At 51.1% G+C, this 16,479-nt stretch carries 12 protein-coding genes; 1 reads left to right on the top strand and 11 read right to left on the bottom strand.

The window, feature by feature from the left end:
• Positions 1-157 precede the first annotated feature (157 nt).
• Positions 158-973 carry a helix-turn-helix domain-containing protein gene (locus IDH45_RS09265; protein ID WP_190926826.1) on the top strand — a complete coding sequence of 272 codons (816 nt, stop codon included), beginning with the start codon at positions 158-160 and terminating at the stop codon, positions 971-973.
• Between the two features lie 100 nt (positions 974-1,073).
• On the opposite strand, the gene IDH45_RS09260 is transcribed toward IDH45_RS09265, so the two are convergent.
• The 11 genes from IDH45_RS09260 to IDH45_RS09210 all read right to left on the bottom strand — a co-directional run bounded on the left by IDH45_RS09260 (position 1,074) and on the right by IDH45_RS09210 (position 16,320).
• Complete coding sequence (locus tag IDH45_RS09260; protein WP_190926824.1) at positions 1,074-2,795, bottom strand: polysaccharide deacetylase family protein; 1,722 nt, start codon at positions 2,793-2,795, stop codon at positions 1,074-1,076.
• 348 nt (positions 2,796-3,143) lie between these two features.
• Positions 3,144-3,596, bottom strand: coding sequence for a cytidine/deoxycytidylate deaminase family protein (locus IDH45_RS09255; RefSeq protein WP_190926822.1), 453 nt, complete (start codon positions 3,594-3,596; stop codon positions 3,144-3,146).
• Between the two features lie 26 nt (positions 3,597-3,622).
• Positions 3,623-3,832, bottom strand: a complete 210-nt coding sequence (locus IDH45_RS35210) for a GNAT family N-acetyltransferase (protein WP_190926820.1) — start codon at positions 3,830-3,832, stop codon at positions 3,623-3,625.
• 902 nt (positions 3,833-4,734) lie between these two features.
• Positions 4,735-5,568, bottom strand: a complete 834-nt coding sequence (locus tag IDH45_RS09245; protein WP_190926818.1) for a methyltransferase domain-containing protein — start codon at positions 5,566-5,568, stop codon at positions 4,735-4,737.
• A 987-nt stretch (positions 5,569-6,555) separates the two neighbouring features.
• The gene (locus IDH45_RS09240; RefSeq protein ID WP_190926815.1) at positions 6,556-7,503 is read right to left on the bottom strand and encodes an aldo/keto reductase; all 948 of its coding nucleotides are present in this window, start codon (positions 7,501-7,503) and stop codon (positions 6,556-6,558) included.
• Between the two features lie 193 nt (positions 7,504-7,696).
• The gene (locus IDH45_RS09235) at positions 7,697-8,707 is read right to left on the bottom strand and encodes a Gfo/Idh/MocA family protein (protein WP_190926813.1); all 1,011 of its coding nucleotides are present in this window, start codon (positions 8,705-8,707) and stop codon (positions 7,697-7,699) included.
• Positions 8,708-8,795: 88 nt separating this feature from the next.
• Positions 8,796-10,367 (bottom strand): type 2 periplasmic-binding domain-containing protein, encoded by a 1,572-nt coding sequence (locus IDH45_RS09230; protein ID WP_190926811.1) that lies wholly within the window; start codon positions 10,365-10,367, stop codon positions 8,796-8,798.
• Between the two features lie 59 nt (positions 10,368-10,426).
• Positions 10,427-11,770: an ABC transporter substrate-binding protein gene (locus IDH45_RS09225; protein WP_190926809.1), complete on the bottom strand. Its 1,344-nt coding sequence runs from the start codon at positions 11,768-11,770 to the stop codon at positions 10,427-10,429.
• A 215-nt stretch (positions 11,771-11,985) separates the two neighbouring features.
• Positions 11,986-14,031, bottom strand: coding sequence for a helix-turn-helix domain-containing protein (locus IDH45_RS09220; protein ID WP_190926808.1), 2,046 nt, complete (start codon positions 14,029-14,031; stop codon positions 11,986-11,988).
• Between the two features lie 552 nt (positions 14,032-14,583).
• Positions 14,584-15,483, bottom strand: coding sequence for an amidohydrolase family protein (locus IDH45_RS09215; protein WP_190926806.1), 900 nt, complete (start codon positions 15,481-15,483; stop codon positions 14,584-14,586).
• 15 nt (positions 15,484-15,498) lie between these two features.
• Complete coding sequence (locus IDH45_RS09210) at positions 15,499-16,320, bottom strand: AAC(3) family N-acetyltransferase (RefSeq protein WP_190926804.1); 822 nt, start codon at positions 16,318-16,320, stop codon at positions 15,499-15,501.
• Between the last annotated feature and the right edge of the window lie 159 nt (positions 16,321-16,479).

Genomic DNA, 16,479 nt, shown 5'->3' with positions numbered 1-16,479 from the left:
CCATTCCTTATTCCGGTGGATTGGATAATTTGGTTGATGTTTTGTCGCGACACCGATATTATATCGTTGATAAGAACTGCCATTCCATGAATTATCCTATATTCTATTTGTACGATCTTCTACTCAAAAGATAGAATCTTTTTGGAGGAATAGGACTATGAAACTGCTCCATGCTATGTCCGAATTTGACATTACTGTTACTAAGCTGGAATACGTCGTTGAAGTGCAATCAAAAAAATCTGTGGAAGTCTATTCTACTCCAGCTCCGGTCAATAGGAACGAATATGTGCTCTCTCTGACTACTCAAGGATTGACAAACTACAGTATTTCCGACCAGCAGTACACCATCTCCAAAGGGCATGTATTGTTTTTCCCAAGATACTTGCCCCGCAGCAGAGTCATGGAAGAATCGGATCAATGGAGACATATCGTTGTTGTGTTCCAGCTTCAGTTCGGGGGAGAGACGGATAAAGCTGCGCTCGATCAATTAAATCATGTATTCAAAAATCTGGATCAAACCCGGATCGCTTTCGTGTTTCAAGAGCTTCTTAGGGCTTGGGCGGGAAAACAACCCGGTTATTTGATTCGGTGCCGCAGTCGCATTATGGACATTTTGCATTTATTAATTGTCGATTCGAAGGAGCAAAAAACGTCTCACCTGCGGATGGTGGAAATGCTGATTGGACTTATGGAAGCAAGCGAAGAGACATTTTATTCAATTGAGGAGTTGAGCCGTGAAATTGGTATCAGCTCATCCTATTTATGCCTGATATTCAAAAAAACGACAGGATTTACGGCGATTCAATACCAAAACCGAATCAAGATTGGCAAAGCGATCGATTTACTGCGAAGTGGGGAATACAACATTACCGAAGTAGCCGAACGGCTGGGCTTTAAAGATATTTATTATTTTAGTCGGTTATTCAAAAAAGTTACGGGAACCCCTCCTTCCTCCGTCATGAAGAAAATATAGAACATCCGGAAAATGAAAGGGACCGATTTATTCAGCAAAGTGAGGCTGAATCAACGGTCCCTTATACGCATACAATCAAAGCTGCGGCTGGAAAGCAAAATTAAAAAAATATGACCTGCTTCCTGCAGGCAACGCCAAATCTGTACTCGGTGCTGGCTCTTAGCGGATTTTGATTGTCTGCAACTGGAATCCATATAACAGCTTCCTGAAGTTGACTGTCGGCAGATGCGCTTGCAAACTCCGCATCCCCGGAAGCGTTAACTCCCAAAATACGAATGCTGCGCCGTGCTCGCTCCCATTGATTAATTTCCTCGCCCGTCATAAAAACGAAACCGTAGTCGCTGGCCGTTTGTATCACTTTACGCAGTGTTTCTCTAACATGGGAGTGATTATGTATATGAACTGGGTGGAACAAGAAATGAGCGAGCCCCTTTACCTTCATCACTTCCTCAAGGAACGAGGCAAGAACAATACCGTCGTCAAGCAAGGAATGATCCAGATGATCCTGGATTAAGAAACCCATTTCCAGCACATCGTAGAAACGATTTTTTTCGTCTGAATATGCAATCGGAAAGTAAGGATGGCATGTTCCGAACAAATAGCCTACATTGCCCTTTTTGCTAGGTCCTCGAGTCTGATCGGCTTGTATTCCTTGACGCTCGCACCAACGGAACAATTCGCCCCATCCTTCAAATCGGGTGTAATGATTCTTGTTGGATATGCAATGCTCCAGTCCAGCGGCCCGCTTCAGCCAATCGGTCTGGCGCGCCAATTCCTGCTCGTCCCACTTGCCGTTCTGATCTTCCATTGCGTTATAATGGAGAGCCAGCTCATGACCTTCAGCAAGCAACCTTTCATAGATAGGAGCACTGTAGCCCGGTTCCAACATGCACCAGGTACTGCGCACATTACACTCCTTCAAGACGTCAAGGGTCGTAACGGCGGACTCGTCGACGTTTCGATCGCTATCATGAGAGATCATGGCTACATGCTCGATTCCATTTGGCCAATATCCGACGAACGGCAAGGTTAGTTGCAGCTTTACCGTTTCCCGCAGTAAATGACTAATGAAGGCTTCTTTCCAAAGGTCGGAATAAGGATGAGGGAAATAAGCGGCGCCCGTCGTCGTTTTAACCCGGTCCATATCCCAATCCAACTCGAAGCTGTCATCAGCTTTTAACAAGCGGTCATCGATCGATGCCGTTCCGTCCGGAGCGGGGAAACCGTCCTGGGTGACCGGTTTTGTCCCTTGTTGCAAGCCTACCCATGTGGCAGGCAGATTTACAGACCAGCGATGGAGAGCACCGCGGCCAACAAGGAAACTTTGCATCGCGGCGCCTAATCCTTTACATTTCGACGAAGTACATGACCGAAGAACGCCGAAGGACGATGTATCAAGGGGGGTGTCCGAAGCTGAAATTCGGACAACGTCCCATGACGTGGATTCGAGATAACGAAGCGGTCGCGAGTCTCCCAGGTAATCCGGAAGCGACGCGTAGCCGGGACCTCTTGTCGGACCAATCTCGCAGCCCAATCGTTCGGCGAAGTGATTGAATCCGGCGAACGAAATCAGCAAGCCGCCGTTTTCCGAATAATTCCACAGGAATTCCTGAGCGGATAAATCGGCAGCTAAAGGTTCAAGCCCTACAATAACGACATCGCATGAACCAACCTCATCCGCCGATTGTAGGAAGCGGAAGGGGATTCCCGCGTGCTCCAAAACTTCGACAACAAATCCTTCAAATACGTTTTCCGATTTGGCCCATCGTGCTTGCGCGGCTTCGTTATCAAGCAATACGCCTATATTTACCAATTTATTCATGCAGTCTCCTCCAATGAGCGGTTCCTTATTCCGTTCATTTTAATAAAGGAAGCGATTGCACTGCCATGAATAAATCTTTATTTTTTTTGTACAATCCTCCACTCCGTCAGATTGCAGCTTCCTAAATGGAACAGCCTTTTCGCAGGTCAAACGAATGTTTCCTTCGGTTATTTTGATTTAATGGTATCGATGTTTTTGTTAGCTATTTCAACCGCTTCGCTGAGTGCCGTATTAAGATCCTTTGTACCGTTAATGACAGCGATGATGGCATAACACCGGATAAGTCGTGATATCGAAATTCATTCCTTCCAGTTGCTGAGCATGGATTCCGTTCCTAAGCGACGTTGCTCACTCGCTAACAATAATCCGGGTATAGGCAAGCGGCAATAGATCTTGGACGTCTACTTTCACGGGAGTTCCGTGCTCGTCATTCAAAATCACCTTGACGTCCGGGCAATAATTGAACAGCATCTGCCGGCAGTTGCCGCATGGCGGGAGCAGGCCGTTCAGGGCTTTGTCGTGGGTGGCCACAATCGTGTCAAACTCCCGCTCCCCCGCGGTTATGGCGGCGCCGATCGCAATATATTCCGCACAAGAGCCATGAATACCATCACAGTTGACGCCGAGGTATATGTTGCCGTTTTTACAGCGGATCGCTCCACCGACCGTATGGTTGTATACTCCGTCGTCAAAGTTTTTTTCTAGTACTTCCAGGGCCGATGCTATCAGCTCATGGTCGCTTTGTGTTAATGGATATGTTTTCGTGGTAATCTCCTCCAAAACCTGTAATTGCCAAATCATATAATAATCTCTAGCGGACAAATCATTCACATGTTTCTAACAGGAAGTTGAAAGGTAGTCTGCTCCGGTCCCGGATAAAAACCAAGTCGATAGTACAACGACTCCGCAGAATTCCCTACCGTCACGAAAAGTCGAAGCACCTCAAATTCCGCTTTCAGCGCCGTAAGCGCCTTTTTCAGCATCATTGTGGCGAGTAGCCTGCTTCGATAACGAGGGATTACCGCAATGTTGTACACCAATGGAAGGTCTTCCTACATCGAAATCAAACAGACGGCAACGATTTCGTTACTCGGCTTATCGGTAACAAGGGTGGATGCCGTTTTCAGCAAATTCGCCTGATTTGCTTTGAAGTAATGCTCGAGTGCCGACTTTTGTTGCTCTATCGAATTCTCTGCCGGATATCCAATGCAGTCAGCGTTAGCGTAGCATGCGTATAACATTTCGGCAACTAGATCGATCTGTTCCGCACCGGGAGTCGAAAAACAAGTTCTCCCCCCCACTCCGGTTGCTCCATCAACTCCGTCGGTCTGACCATGACGCGTCTGCACTCGGACGGCCAGAAGCCTAAACGTAAAAAGTGCTCGGTTTGATAGGATAATATCCCGTACGCTTGTATAGGTTTGTTCAGTTCGGAACAGCTAATCAAAAATCGCTTCAAGGGGATCAAAACACGAAAGAGATCTACAAATGGCGGCACTATGAACAGTGAGGATAATGCATTGGGTTCCAGGCATACCCCGCCTATTCGCTGCTTCTTTAAGGTAATCCAGTAACAAGGGGCGTTCTCTCTGAAAATAGATACCCGCCTCTCCCAGCTTTGCCTGAAAAATATGTTTTCTCGATACGTGGTGTAATGGATGGCAAATTCTCTCGGATTTGCTTTCGTGATCTCTATCTCTTTATCTAAAACATAGTACGATTCCAGAGTCATAGCGTAACCCTCTTCCGGTTTTTGCACGTTTTCATCCATTTTATCAAAATAAGCAAGCTCGCTTGGGGTGAAATATGGATTTAATCAAACTGCCCTATGATCCAACTTGCTATTTCTAAGTAACAGTGATATTCCAGAACCGTTACTCCATCCCGCTTCAGGATAACCCGGGGTCGTGTGCAATTTTTCTTTTGCGCCGATCCGCTCTTATCGTTCAACCCTCGCTGTAACGATCCGATAGTAGTTTGTTACTTTTAACCCTCTCGCTGTTGCGTTCTTTCTGAATATTGCCTCAACACCGGGCAGACACTCTCGCCATACGAACTCCTTTAGCTTCGCATTTTGACCGAAGCATTTCTTCAAAAGAACGTCTTCGGGGGTAGACAAATATTCGGTTTCTTCAATCATTTGAATCTCGATCAGATTCAAATGGTTTTCTTTAAGTTTGAGCGTGCTGACAAGAGGCTGCATATCGTAAAGGTTGTGCGTAAAGGGCGTGTAAAGCCCCGGAAAAAGCTCTCGAAGTCCTCCATCCGTTCCGCCATGAAGGAATAAAAGAGCAATTCCTCCCGGCTTAATGACCCGGTTCCCTTCTCGGTTCCCGTCACTTTGAAACAACCACGGCCCTTTTTTGGTATAGACCAAATCGAAGGAATCGTCAGGAAACGGCAAACCGTTGTTCACATCAACTGTCATAAAATGGACCGAAGCCGCCGGCTTGATTTGGTTCGCTTTCGCAATAAAACCCTCTCTTCTATCAATTCCAACAACCTCTCGGGCTTGAGTCGCAAATTGGCATGTAAATTCACCGTGTCCGCAGCCAACATCAAGAATCCGGGAGTCGCTCGTCAAATAGGATGATATTTTTTGTGCAAAGATTGTCTCGGCAGTCGGTTCGTAAAACTCGGACTTCCAAGGATATTTGTATTCTCCCAGTTCATGATCCAGATTCGAGTACCATTCCGGGCTATGTGGTGGGACCCATGCGGGGTGCTGCATCGGATTTGGGAATACGATCATCTCGATCTTATGTTCGCTCACGCGTTACACTCTCCCACTATAAAGTAATGTTTTCTCCTGTTTTCTCGCTCATTCTTAGTTTTTCAACTTTGACAACCTATGTCCGTTGGAGGAAGATTGAAAGAGATGTAAATATTTCTACATGGGCTATGGCGGAATAGAGCCTGCGTTCATCAGTTTCCAGACTGTGGATAAAAAGGTATGATCGCACAGTGGATCTCCACTTCCGCCCTCGGGGTTTACCCTCCCATGTCACACAGGGTCGATGCCCTTACATTCCTTCGTTCTACCTCACAAGGGGTGGAGGCCGATTCTTGCTCCTTTATTAGTGATGCAACATCCTCTATAGACGAAATGTAACATTCGAAACCTCACTACCACTCACCATTTGCCATTAATGGTAAATGATTTTGTGGAATCATACAATCTTTGAGGGGATTTATTTGGACACACGCCACTATAGGTCGCGGGAGCTTCTTCCGGAAGTTTCACTTCCGTTATCTGCTGCTCGAAGCAGGATATCCGCGAATAGCGGAACATTCAGTTCCGTTATTTCCAATAGAATCGCTTCTCACCGCTAAAAAATCCATAATAAAGGAAACCAAACTTCCGCTCTCGTACGAAAGCTGCGTATCATTCACAAATAGAGGAAACCATACTTCCGCTGTGTGCGAACAGTTCTTCCAACCGCACACTTCCAAGTCCAATCCGGCTGACCGATGAAGCCCCGCTATGGCGACCTCGGATGGATCGTGGTTCAAAATTCTGTTTGATCCGAGGTCCACACCACAGGCCCCCTTCCAGCATGCGGCCGCCACACTATCGTAAACCAAGCTGGACCGCTCACCGCTAACGCGAGGAAATACCCTACCAATAAGATAAACTTCTAAACGAAGCCGTAACCTCGATGAATGCCCCGCGTAAGTGTTAAAAAAAGCCGCTGTATAAGCGGCTTCACAACGAATTATTTTGGGTATCTCTAAACGCTGGGAATAAAGAGATCACACGTTACTTGTTCCACAGCCCCGGCGTTATTAGCATCTCCGGCAAACCGCGGAATTCGCTCTCGATCTTGTTCCTCGTCCGTTCCGACAAGGGCTTCCCGGAAATCAACCTGACGTTGTCATCCAACTGCTCCGGAGTCTCAGCGCCGACGACAATTCCGTTCACGCCCTCCGTATCGCGAACGTAACGCATCGCCAGCTCGGCGATCGATATTCCTTCCTCCTCCGCGATCTCAGCTAATTTCCCCAGCGCTCCCCGAGCCATCGATCGAAGCGGTTCCGGCAAGTCGTCAGCCTGGCGAAAAAACAAACCTTGCAGAAACACGCTGCGGGCAACTACCCACTTGCCATCTGCTCGAAACCGGGATAAAGCCCCGCACTCGACGGCCCGCCGGTCCCATAGATGGAGCGGCAGCTGGATCACCTCATAGATGTCTTCCCGCAGCAAATGCCCGCAGTACGCAAATTGTACGTCCGAATTCGCCCCGAACGACACCCCGGCTCTCCCGATCAGCTGATCCCGCCGCAGTTTCGTTACGATCTCGGTTACCGCGCTTCCGTAAATTTGCAGCAGAATCGGATCGTGAATCATCAGCGCCGGAAGCGTCTTCACCCGAAGCCGTTCCAGTATTGTTTCGACACGCTCTGTCAACTGCTTCTCCAACCCGGCCCGGTCCAGCTCCAGATCGGCCTTCACCTTCGACACGAGAAACGGCGCGGGCTTGCCTTCGAAATAACGTCCCAGCTTGAGCTCGGCATCGCCGTATTCCAGAGCCGTGTCGAAGCAGTTGATTCCGAGCTCCACACATCGATCCAGCAGTGCGTCGGCTTCAACGTTCACCGTCCGGTTGGCGATGCCGTAGCCGGAAATACCGAGCTGCGCCGTGCCCAGCATCAGCTTGGATAACTGCTGAAACTCCGCCTTCCACATCGGTTGTACGCCGGATTCCATATCCTTATTCCTCCATCCTCCACGTCCAGGTTTAAGCAGGCCCCTCATCGGCACCCTCATTTTCTACCTGGAGCTCTCTCTTCTGCCTGCTTCCAAGTCCCAAAACAGTTCGCGGCGATTGCCGATCTTTATTACTTCCGACATTTGCATATCTCTCCCATCCATTTGAATGATCTTGCAAGTCGATCCAGCTTCACGTTCCTCTTACAGCCTGTACGGACCCGTGGTTCCGATGTGACCGAAGCAAGGCATCCGCTACATACAGCGGATAGATGCCATCCTCCAGCGTACTGACCGGTTCGGCGCCGGTTCGCAAAATGTCGACGATATGTTCTACCGCTTTTTGCATATTGCTCGTGTGGGCAAGTAAGTTACGCTCCTCCCGCTTCAGCGTCAGATGGTATCCTTGAATCGAGGCATGCCCGGCTGCGGAATAAAAGCGGATTTCATCGCCTGTCCGATGCAGCTCGATCTTGCCCTTTTCAAAAAACAGATCCATCTCGAACATGAGAAAATTCCGGTCGTCGAATGCCTCTGCATACCCGGGAACGCCGTTCGTTAGCGAAAAGAGAAAGGAAAACGTCGGATCGCCCCTATTGTCCATGTTCGTCGGGACTTGCCTGACGACCTGAACGCGATCGATCTCTCCGGCTGCATACCGAACGAGATCAAATAGATGGGAGCCGATGTTGTGCACGCCTCTCGTATACCGCAGATGCAGGTTGGTCAGCTTGCCGAACTCTTCGGACTGCACGGCTTGCCGAATTTGGCGCGCCCCGTCGCTCCATCTTCGCGACAGATTAACTACGACGGTTCGCTGGTGGCGCTTCGCGAGCGCCGCAATCTCCTCTGCTTCCGCAACGCTGGTCGCGACCGGTTTTTCCAAAAACAGTACGGGTGCAGCCGACCGGGACATCACGGTCTGAAGCAGCTCGAAACGAACGTGCTCCGGGGTGCAGATGCTGATCACATCGAGCCGCTGTTCGTCCAGCATCGCGCCCAAATCCATGTAATATTTCGTTTCCGGAGCTACAAGGGCAAGCTGATCGCCCTGCTCTTGCCGAACGCCCACGGCGGCTGACAATTCTATATCGGGGTTCATCCGGTAAGCCAGCGCATGGCCTTGCGGTAAATGTTTCCTCGGGATGTCCGCCTTCAGTCCAATAAAGCCCAGTCCGATTACGGCTGCACGATATTTGTTCATGGCCGCTCCTTCATGTTTCACCCTATAAGATGGTCATACCTCTTATCTCCACCTTGCAGCCGTAGCCTTTTCCGGCCATGCCGACTTCTCATCGGATGCTCTGCCGGACGGCTTCAACCGCGTACTGCTTGTTGCGATCGTCGATCAACTGCCGGCCGCCCATGTCGAGCCAGCGACTCACGATACCGTCCCAGCTGTCGACGGGAATTTCGCCGTTGTACACTCTGACCTTCTGCTCGCTTAGATAAGCGTTCAGGTCGCCCAGCTTCGGGAACGACTCCCATTGGGTCATGTCGTAAAACACGCCCGAGTCGACAGGTTCGAACCGGGGCAACCGGTTCATCTGCTCCCTCTTCAGGTTGTACTCCCCGGATACCCAGGCGTTGACCGGCCATACCGGCTTACCCGGCCAGTTGATGAATACGGTTTTATATTTGGCGTAATAGTTCGCTTTGGCCAGGTCGGTTTTGTCCTCCGCGATAAATTCGACCATGCCTCCCGGCGCTGTCGTGTAATTGTCGCCCTCGATGCCGAAGTAGGTCAGCATATTCCCTTCGTAAGTTCCCTGGTAGTCTAAATACTTCATAACAGTTTCAGGATCGGCGTTTTTCTTGAAAATGACCCACACCGAATGAGCGATAGGAGCGGCAGGCAACCGATTGATGCCATATGGGCCCTCCAACACGACGGGGAGGTAGCTGTAGTCCGGGACGGACTTCCTGAGTATCTCGCCTGCGTTGACGATCGTCCCCGAAAACGTGGCAGCTACCGAGCCCGCCTTGTTGCCGGCGATCAGCTCCTGCTGCTTGGCTGCCGACGACAAGAGCATATCCGGCCACAAGTATCCTTTCTTGTTCCAGTCGACTAGCCGGGCCAACAACGCTTTGTAGCCGGGGTGAAGCTCCGGGGGCATTAGTCTGCCGTCGGCGTCCTGCCACCAGCCATTCGCCTCCGGAAGGAAGCTCGGACTGAATACGCTTTCCAGCATGCCAAGCGCACCGCCCGAAGCGACGGTCAGCGGAACTGTGTCGGGCATTCCGTTCCCGTCCGGATCGCGTTCCTTGAACGCTTGTAACACACGCTCGTATTCGTCTATTGTGTTCGGGACTGGAAGCTGCAGCTGTGCGAGCCAGTCCGCCCTGATTTGCAGCGCATTAAGCGTAAGGAGCCCGTTTTCGATCGGGATGCCGAGTATGTTTCCTTCGTAGGTCGCTCTTTTGAACGCTTCAGGAACAACGTTTTTTTTCAAATTCGGACCATGTTTGTCGAGCAATCCGTTCAGCGGTAAAATGAGGCCTTCGTTAAACGCCTGCACCGCTTCGGATATAGACAATTCGGCGAAATCCAACTGCTCGCCGGAGGAGAGCATCCTATTCCGCTTCGACTTGCACGGTCCGCCGGCCCCTCCATCCGAGAAGACGATCCGGACATCGGCGCCTGTTTTTTCCAGAATCAAGTCGTGAACCCGTCTCTCCTCGGCCGTTTTCCGGTCGAAGGACGGATTGCAGTTCAGCCCGACGATTGGGGTGCCCGGATTGTGCGGTTGGCCTTCGTTCGATCCGTCCCGCTCCGGAACGAGCGAATCGCAGGCGGACGCGGCGATGGCGAGAACCGGGAGCATAGCGGCAAGTGCGGATCTGATCCATAGGCGCAATCTCATCGTTTCAAGCCTCCTCTGCTCCGAAAGACGCTGCGACCATCAAGCGTCTGCGGTTGTGTCTACTTGGCTTTAAGCTCCTGAAGCTTCTTCGCCGCGCTTTCTTCCGACAGCCGCAAAGCGGTATTCAAATCAATCTCGCCCTTCATGACCTGATTCATGTTAGCCACATACAGATTGGAGATCGGGATTTCGTACACGCTCTTATACGGGACCTCGGCCAGTTTATTATAGAAATAGGAGCCCCAATTTTTATCCTTATACTTCGTATCCTGTCCGAATTCTTTCCTGACGTCCATATTTTTCAGGACCGGCATAAAGCCCTTTCTAGCGATTTCCGTCTGGAACTCGTCCGAACTGAGATGCTTCAGCATTTCCATTGCAGCATCCGCCGTATTTTTGGTTTTCGCCATCCGCGTAATGCCGAAATATTGGGTATAGGGCTGACCCCCTACGCCCGGCAAATCCTGGAACGGAGGCATCGCTACCCAGTCCCAGTTGAATTTGCTCAATTGGTCGCCGCGGCTGTTGGCCGCAAAAGCGGTAATGCCTCCGAGCATCGCAACCTGTTGGTCAATGAAAAAGCCGTTCAGCACGTCGTGCTTCTTCAAGTAATCCTGAACGCCGGGCACTTCGGTCGGGGCGATGAGCAAGGTCTGGTAAAATTTCTTCCATCGTTCGTCCCGGTTGATGGTGGGCGTGCCCGTTTTTTCATCGACAAGCGGAATAGAAAGCGGATTCATATATAACATGTAATTAACAAACGGCGCATAGCCGATATAGCTTATCTCCCCCTCGGTTCTTGTCAACTTGCGCGACAGATCGTAGAGTTCCCCCCAGGTTATGCCGTCTTTCGGATAAGGGACGCTGAACTTATCGAGAATATCTTTGTTGTACATGATGCCTATCGAATCGGTTACGACGGGAAGCGCATATATGCCGTAGCTTGAAGCTCTGACGCCGCTAATGACCGACGGGTCGTACCGGTTGAGATCGATCTTGTGCTGCTTGATCAGATCGGACATGTCGAATTGCAAATTGTAAGAGATGAATTCGTCCTCGAAGTAACCGACATTGGCGAAATAAACATCGTAGTGCGTACCGGCGGCGAGCATGCTGGCGACGTCCATCCCTTTTCCCGTGTTTTGGATATACTTGATCGTATACTGGGGAAATTTCTTTCTCAGGCTGTTGCCATACCGATTGTCGAAATCGGCCGGCGTCATGCCGTTTTGGGCATAAAATACAACTTCGACGGGCTCCTTGTTTTTTCCTTCCTCCGCTTTGCCCTTGTCCTCATTGCCGTTGTCGGTCTTGTCACCGCCTGTTGCCCCGCCGCTGCCGCAGCCGGCAAGTAGTGCAACAGCGAGCAGCGATAACGGTACCGTTTTTAACCGTCCCCTCATGAAAAAAACCTCCCTATTTCCATTATTCTCTCCGATCCCAGCCCCGGGCGCCGGAATATCCTCAACCTACTCCAAAGGGGGCCCGCCGTTCAATCACAATATATTAAAATCGTTGAATTATATCGCTTCCGGGCTCGTTACAACGAGTTGAATATTGTAATACAACGTAAAAAATGCCGACAGCTATGCGATCGGCGGACATGATAGCGTATCGGCTAATTGTCGGCGGTTTGCGGCTCCTTCTCCCTTTTGCGGTCGAATAGGAGCTCCCGGTACTCGGAAGCCGTAATACCGGTGTATTGCTTGAACACTTTGGCGAAGTAGCTGTTGCTGTTGAAGCCGGAACGGGTGCCAATGTCGGCGATTTTCGTCCGGGTGTCGGACAGCAGCCGCTTCGCTTCCTCGATTCGGTATTCGTTCAAATATTCGACCGGAGTCCGGTTGTATCTCTTCTTGCATACAGTAATCAGGTGCTGCTTCGTAATGCCGAGATGTTCCGCCATCTCGTCCAGCGAGAAATTAACCGTATAGTGGTCGGCGACATAATCCCGGATTTTGCCGGCATAATCTTTCGTCTCCTCGGCATAGTCGCGGTAGCTGTGGAATTTGGCGAAGACGAACTGCTTGGCGGCGGTAACGTTCATAATGCCTTTATCCGTAATCAGCCGGTTCAGCTCGTTCAGAAACGAGAGACTGTTCTGGCCAAACAGACGGAGCAGCAGCGAGACGACTTGATAAAAGTTGAGATTATACTCGACGACGGTCAACTGTTCGGAGAACAGGACGTTCAGCGTCTCCGTGAAACTCCGCTCGTTCTGCTGCCGGATCGCCAGCTCCAGCTCCTCGATGGCAGGAGCTTTTAATGGAGCCTCGTAGTCCATCGGCAGCTTGTTGTAGCAGTACAGCCAGCTGTCCGTCGCATAGATCCGGCCGATATTATAGGCATACATCGCTTCGATATAAGATTTATGAATATTGTCCAGGGAGTGGATGCCGCCGATGCTGATCACGGTCGACTCCAGCTGCTTGGCGTCGAGGGCGAGCAGCAGCTCGGTTACGAACCGGTTCGCATCCCCGTGCTCCAATTGAATCAGCGCTAAGCCGTCCCCGTTCGGTTCCCGGAACAGTTCGGCCCGGAACGATGCGGTCAAGCGGTTCTCCAGATGTTGCATAAGCGTCGCCGTTGCTTCCGCGGACTTCTCGCCGTCTTCTTGCGGTGTTGGAGTAATAAGAGCAACGACAAGGCGGGACGACATATCACGTATCAGCCTCTCCGTATGAGGATTTAAGGCAGTCTCCCCTAGAATCAGGCGGCGCAGCTGCGATTTTCTGAGCAGCTCCTCGCTCTCCGTGACCCGGGAGACGATGCTGCGGAACGGCTTATACAGCTCCCGAGCGCCGATCACAATGAACAAAGCCGCGAGGGCGATAATCGCGAAGACGACGGTTAACACTTTGTTTTTGAGGACGGTAACGTCCTTGTACAGCAGCTCTGTATGGACTTCGCCGACTAATTCCCAGTTGAAGGCGCCGAGCTTATGCCGGTTGATCCGGATATTCGAGTCGTCATGTTTCATACCCGACATCGGTTTGCCTATGTGTTCCTTATCCCGGTGGTACATGATCGTTCCGACCGCATCAATCAAGTAGTAGTTGTTCAGCTCCGTATTGACGTTCAGCTCGCTCAAGAAGGAATTGTATATTTTATCCAGATCCACGTTGAATAATAAGTAGTTCGGTTCCCTCTGCTGACCGGGGAGCTTCTGAACGATGGAAACGAATGGCCTGCCTTGCTGCGAATGCCCGTTCTTGAGCTCGAACTGGTACAAAGGGAGTTCGGGGGCTTGTGTGATGATCCAGGGGACGCTGCTCCGCTGCGGATTCCGTTCGATCCCGTAATTCGATATAAGCAGCGACTGGTCGCGGCCGTTATACAGCATGTATTCCACAATAAACGGATTGGCGTACAGAAGCTTGTTGAGCTCGGACCATGCTTTCCACTGATCCGTCGCCGTCTGCAGGTTGGCGAATCGCGTATCAGCCGCCGTTGCGCTGGCGAAGTCTATAATTTGCTGCAGCGTCCGTTCCATCAGCGTTCCGGTGCGGATCAGCTCGGTCTCGTTTTTCGAATCGACCAATTGGACGGTTTGCTTCATAATCAAGTTCGTATTGTAAGCGCTTGAAAGAAGAGCGGGTATGACGGACACCACGACGAGCACGATGGCCACCCGGTACAAATAGGAGCGGGCATCCCGTTTCAACACCGATTCCCCCTTGTTATGTTTGCTTATATGAATTCGCGAAACGAATATACAATCCTGCCGCGGCTCTTGCCGAACAAAATACCAAACAAAAAAAGAGCCGAAAGAACCATGCTCCTCCACAATCGTATCCGCAGAACTGTATTTGAATCTCGTACGGGTTGCTCTCCGCCCTTTACATAACGGATCGGCCGGGTTGTTATCGTATTGCCGGATCGGTGTGTTGAGACTATTTCCGTCCGTATGCTCATCTCCTTGAATCCAATGCATTTCATTTACTCAATTAGTAATATGGTATGACCTCTTAGTCGTGTCTAATGATCCCCAGTTGCAAGAGTTTTGCATCACTCGTACGCTCACTGTCGGACCTTGCCGGAGGAATATTCGGCTAGAACACTCCTCCTGCGCTGCATCATCGACATGCCGTGGAAGCGGCCGCTCTTTCCACGAAGGTTCAGGCATGGCGGCTTCCGGGTCGTTTCGATTAACAAGCAACCGCTGTTCACCGGAAGAGGCTCGATCCGTCGTAACGGACTTTACATAGGGATGAAATCAGGACAACCCGAAAAATTTAACAGCATTTTCGCGGGCGATTTTATTAAACACCGTTTCGCTGATTTTTTTCGTATCCCGCCAGTTGATCAGCACATCCACGAGCTGAACCGGCATCGTCGGAAAGCATATATCGGTGCCGAAAAACAACCGGTCCTGAAACTCCGTCAAAAACTTCGGACCGTACTCCGGATCGCGGGATATCGCATTGCAGGCGGTGTAATCCGACAAATCGCCGTACAAATTCGGATACCTGCGGAACAGCTTCGGCACGACTCCTTCTTCCTTGATCGGTCCTTCGGGAAGACGCCCGACCTGGCCGCCCTTCAGGTCAAATATGATCGCCCGCTCTCCGGGCGTCTCCAGACGTCCGATCTCGGCCCAGAACAACGGCCCGTGACCGAACATAATCAGATTCGGGAACCGCTGCAGCGTATGCTCCAACTGCGGCAAGCCCGGATCGTCGTACAAGCCGAACGAGCCCCCGACCTGATCGGAGCCGTCGAAGACGACAGGAAGACCGACACGCTCCGCGTGACGAAACAGATTTTGTACGAGCGGATTCATCAGCGGCACATTCAGCATAATTTCGCCGACGCCCTTGCATCCCCGGTCCTTATAATAGGACAGGATACGGTCTAGCGGCGCCTCTGCCGAATTGGTCAGCGCGCGCGGATCGACATTGCAGTAAGGAATAAACCGGTCCGGGTATTTCTCGGCCATATCGAGAATGTCCTCGTTCGCCTGCGGAATGTAAATCTCCGGGCTGACGATCGGCAGCAGCACGCCCTTCTCGATTCCCAGCTCGTCGTAACGTTCAAGCAGCTGTTCCGCGGTGCAAAATTGTACGACGAACGGCACCGGCTTCCGGTACGCGTGCGCATGGATATCGATAAACATCGTTATCGCTCCTCTTTATCCAGTATTGGAACTTTCACGGGTGCAAGTCCGGACCCACGCCGTTGTATCGGCATCGAACCAGGCGGCCGGGTTATCCTGGAACAGACGCAATACGTGGTCCACGTACTGATCCGCCCGAATGGCCATCATCTCCGAGTTTCCGCATATTGTACGGGCTAGGAGACCGAGTTCTTCCAGCGCTTGCTGCGTTTTGGCGGCATCGTGAAACGGCCATACGCCCGGCACGTTATGCCGCGCGACCGCGGACATGGCGGCACACTTTAAAGCGGGGTCCGGGATGCCGCCGTAGTAGTGCTCCATCAGCACATACTCTGCGAAATGCTTGAAGGTGTTGTACACCATGCCGATGCCGATAAATACAATAAGCGCTTTACTCAGATACATCTTCTGCCAGGGTGACGAATAGGAGAAGCAATAGTCTCCAAATACGCCCATTCGAGGACCGTACGCCGTATGCTCGGAAGTGATCTCCGGTGCCCGGCTGCCCCAGGCCGCTACCGAATGGGTAGCCTGATCGCTGCGGACGCTGTCCGGGAGCAGACGGAAAGTCTCGGTAAGAAGGCCGACGTCGGAGGGCGAATTATACACGTCCCAGTTCCGGTAGGCGTTCTGAAAATCCCGCTGCACCAGTGTCGGGAATACGACGGTTCCGTCTGCGCTCACCGTTTCTTTGGCCGCGTCGATCACGGTTAGCGGACCGCCCTCGACGCGGCCGAAGCTTTTCAGGGAAGAGTGAATGAGCAGCATGTCGGCGGGACGCGCCCCCAGTTCTCGGAAAGCGGAAACAATCTGGTCTTTGGTCACAATCGGCAACATGGATTCGCCCCCGCTCGCGGATAGTAGATGGAAGCTTCGCTCTCCTTTCCCGGATCAATTCGGAAGGTGAGATCATAGCCCATAAACTATTTTATGTATTATATATAATGTACAGCAACATCATACACCACGTTCAATCGGGAAGCAATATGATTTCTT

The organism is Paenibacillus oceani, assembly GCF_014705615.1.
Taxonomy (GTDB): Bacteria; Bacillota; Bacilli; order Paenibacillales; family NBRC-103111; genus Paenibacillus_AB; species Paenibacillus_AB oceani.
Note: the sequence above shows the minus strand (reverse complement) of the source record. Positions and strands in the feature narration are given on the sequence as shown.

Coding starts and splice junctions, on each gene's coding strand:
- IDH45_RS09265 (WP_190926826.1), top strand. CDS start 158: ATGAAACTGCTCCATGCTATGTCCGAATTTGACATTACTGTTACTAAG.
- IDH45_RS09260 (WP_190926824.1), bottom strand. CDS start 2,795: ATGAATAAATTGGTAAATATAGGCGTATTGCTTGATAACGAAGCCGCG.
- IDH45_RS09255 (WP_190926822.1), bottom strand. CDS start 3,596: ATGATTTGGCAATTACAGGTTTTGGAGGAGATTACCACGAAAACATAT.
- IDH45_RS09240 (WP_190926815.1), bottom strand. CDS start 7,503: ATGGAATCCGGCGTACAACCGATGTGGAAGGCGGAGTTTCAGCAGTTA.
- IDH45_RS09235 (WP_190926813.1), bottom strand. CDS start 8,707: ATGAACAAATATCGTGCAGCCGTAATCGGACTGGGCTTTATTGGACTG.
- IDH45_RS09230 (WP_190926811.1), bottom strand. CDS start 10,367: ATGAGATTGCGCCTATGGATCAGATCCGCACTTGCCGCTATGCTCCCG.
- IDH45_RS09225 (WP_190926809.1), bottom strand. CDS start 11,770: ATGAGGGGACGGTTAAAAACGGTACCGTTATCGCTGCTCGCTGTTGCA.
- IDH45_RS09215 (WP_190926806.1), bottom strand. CDS start 15,483: ATGTTTATCGATATCCATGCGCACGCGTACCGGAAGCCGGTGCCGTTC.
- IDH45_RS09210 (WP_190926804.1), bottom strand. CDS start 16,320: ATGTTGCCGATTGTGACCAAAGACCAGATTGTTTCCGCTTTCCGAGAA.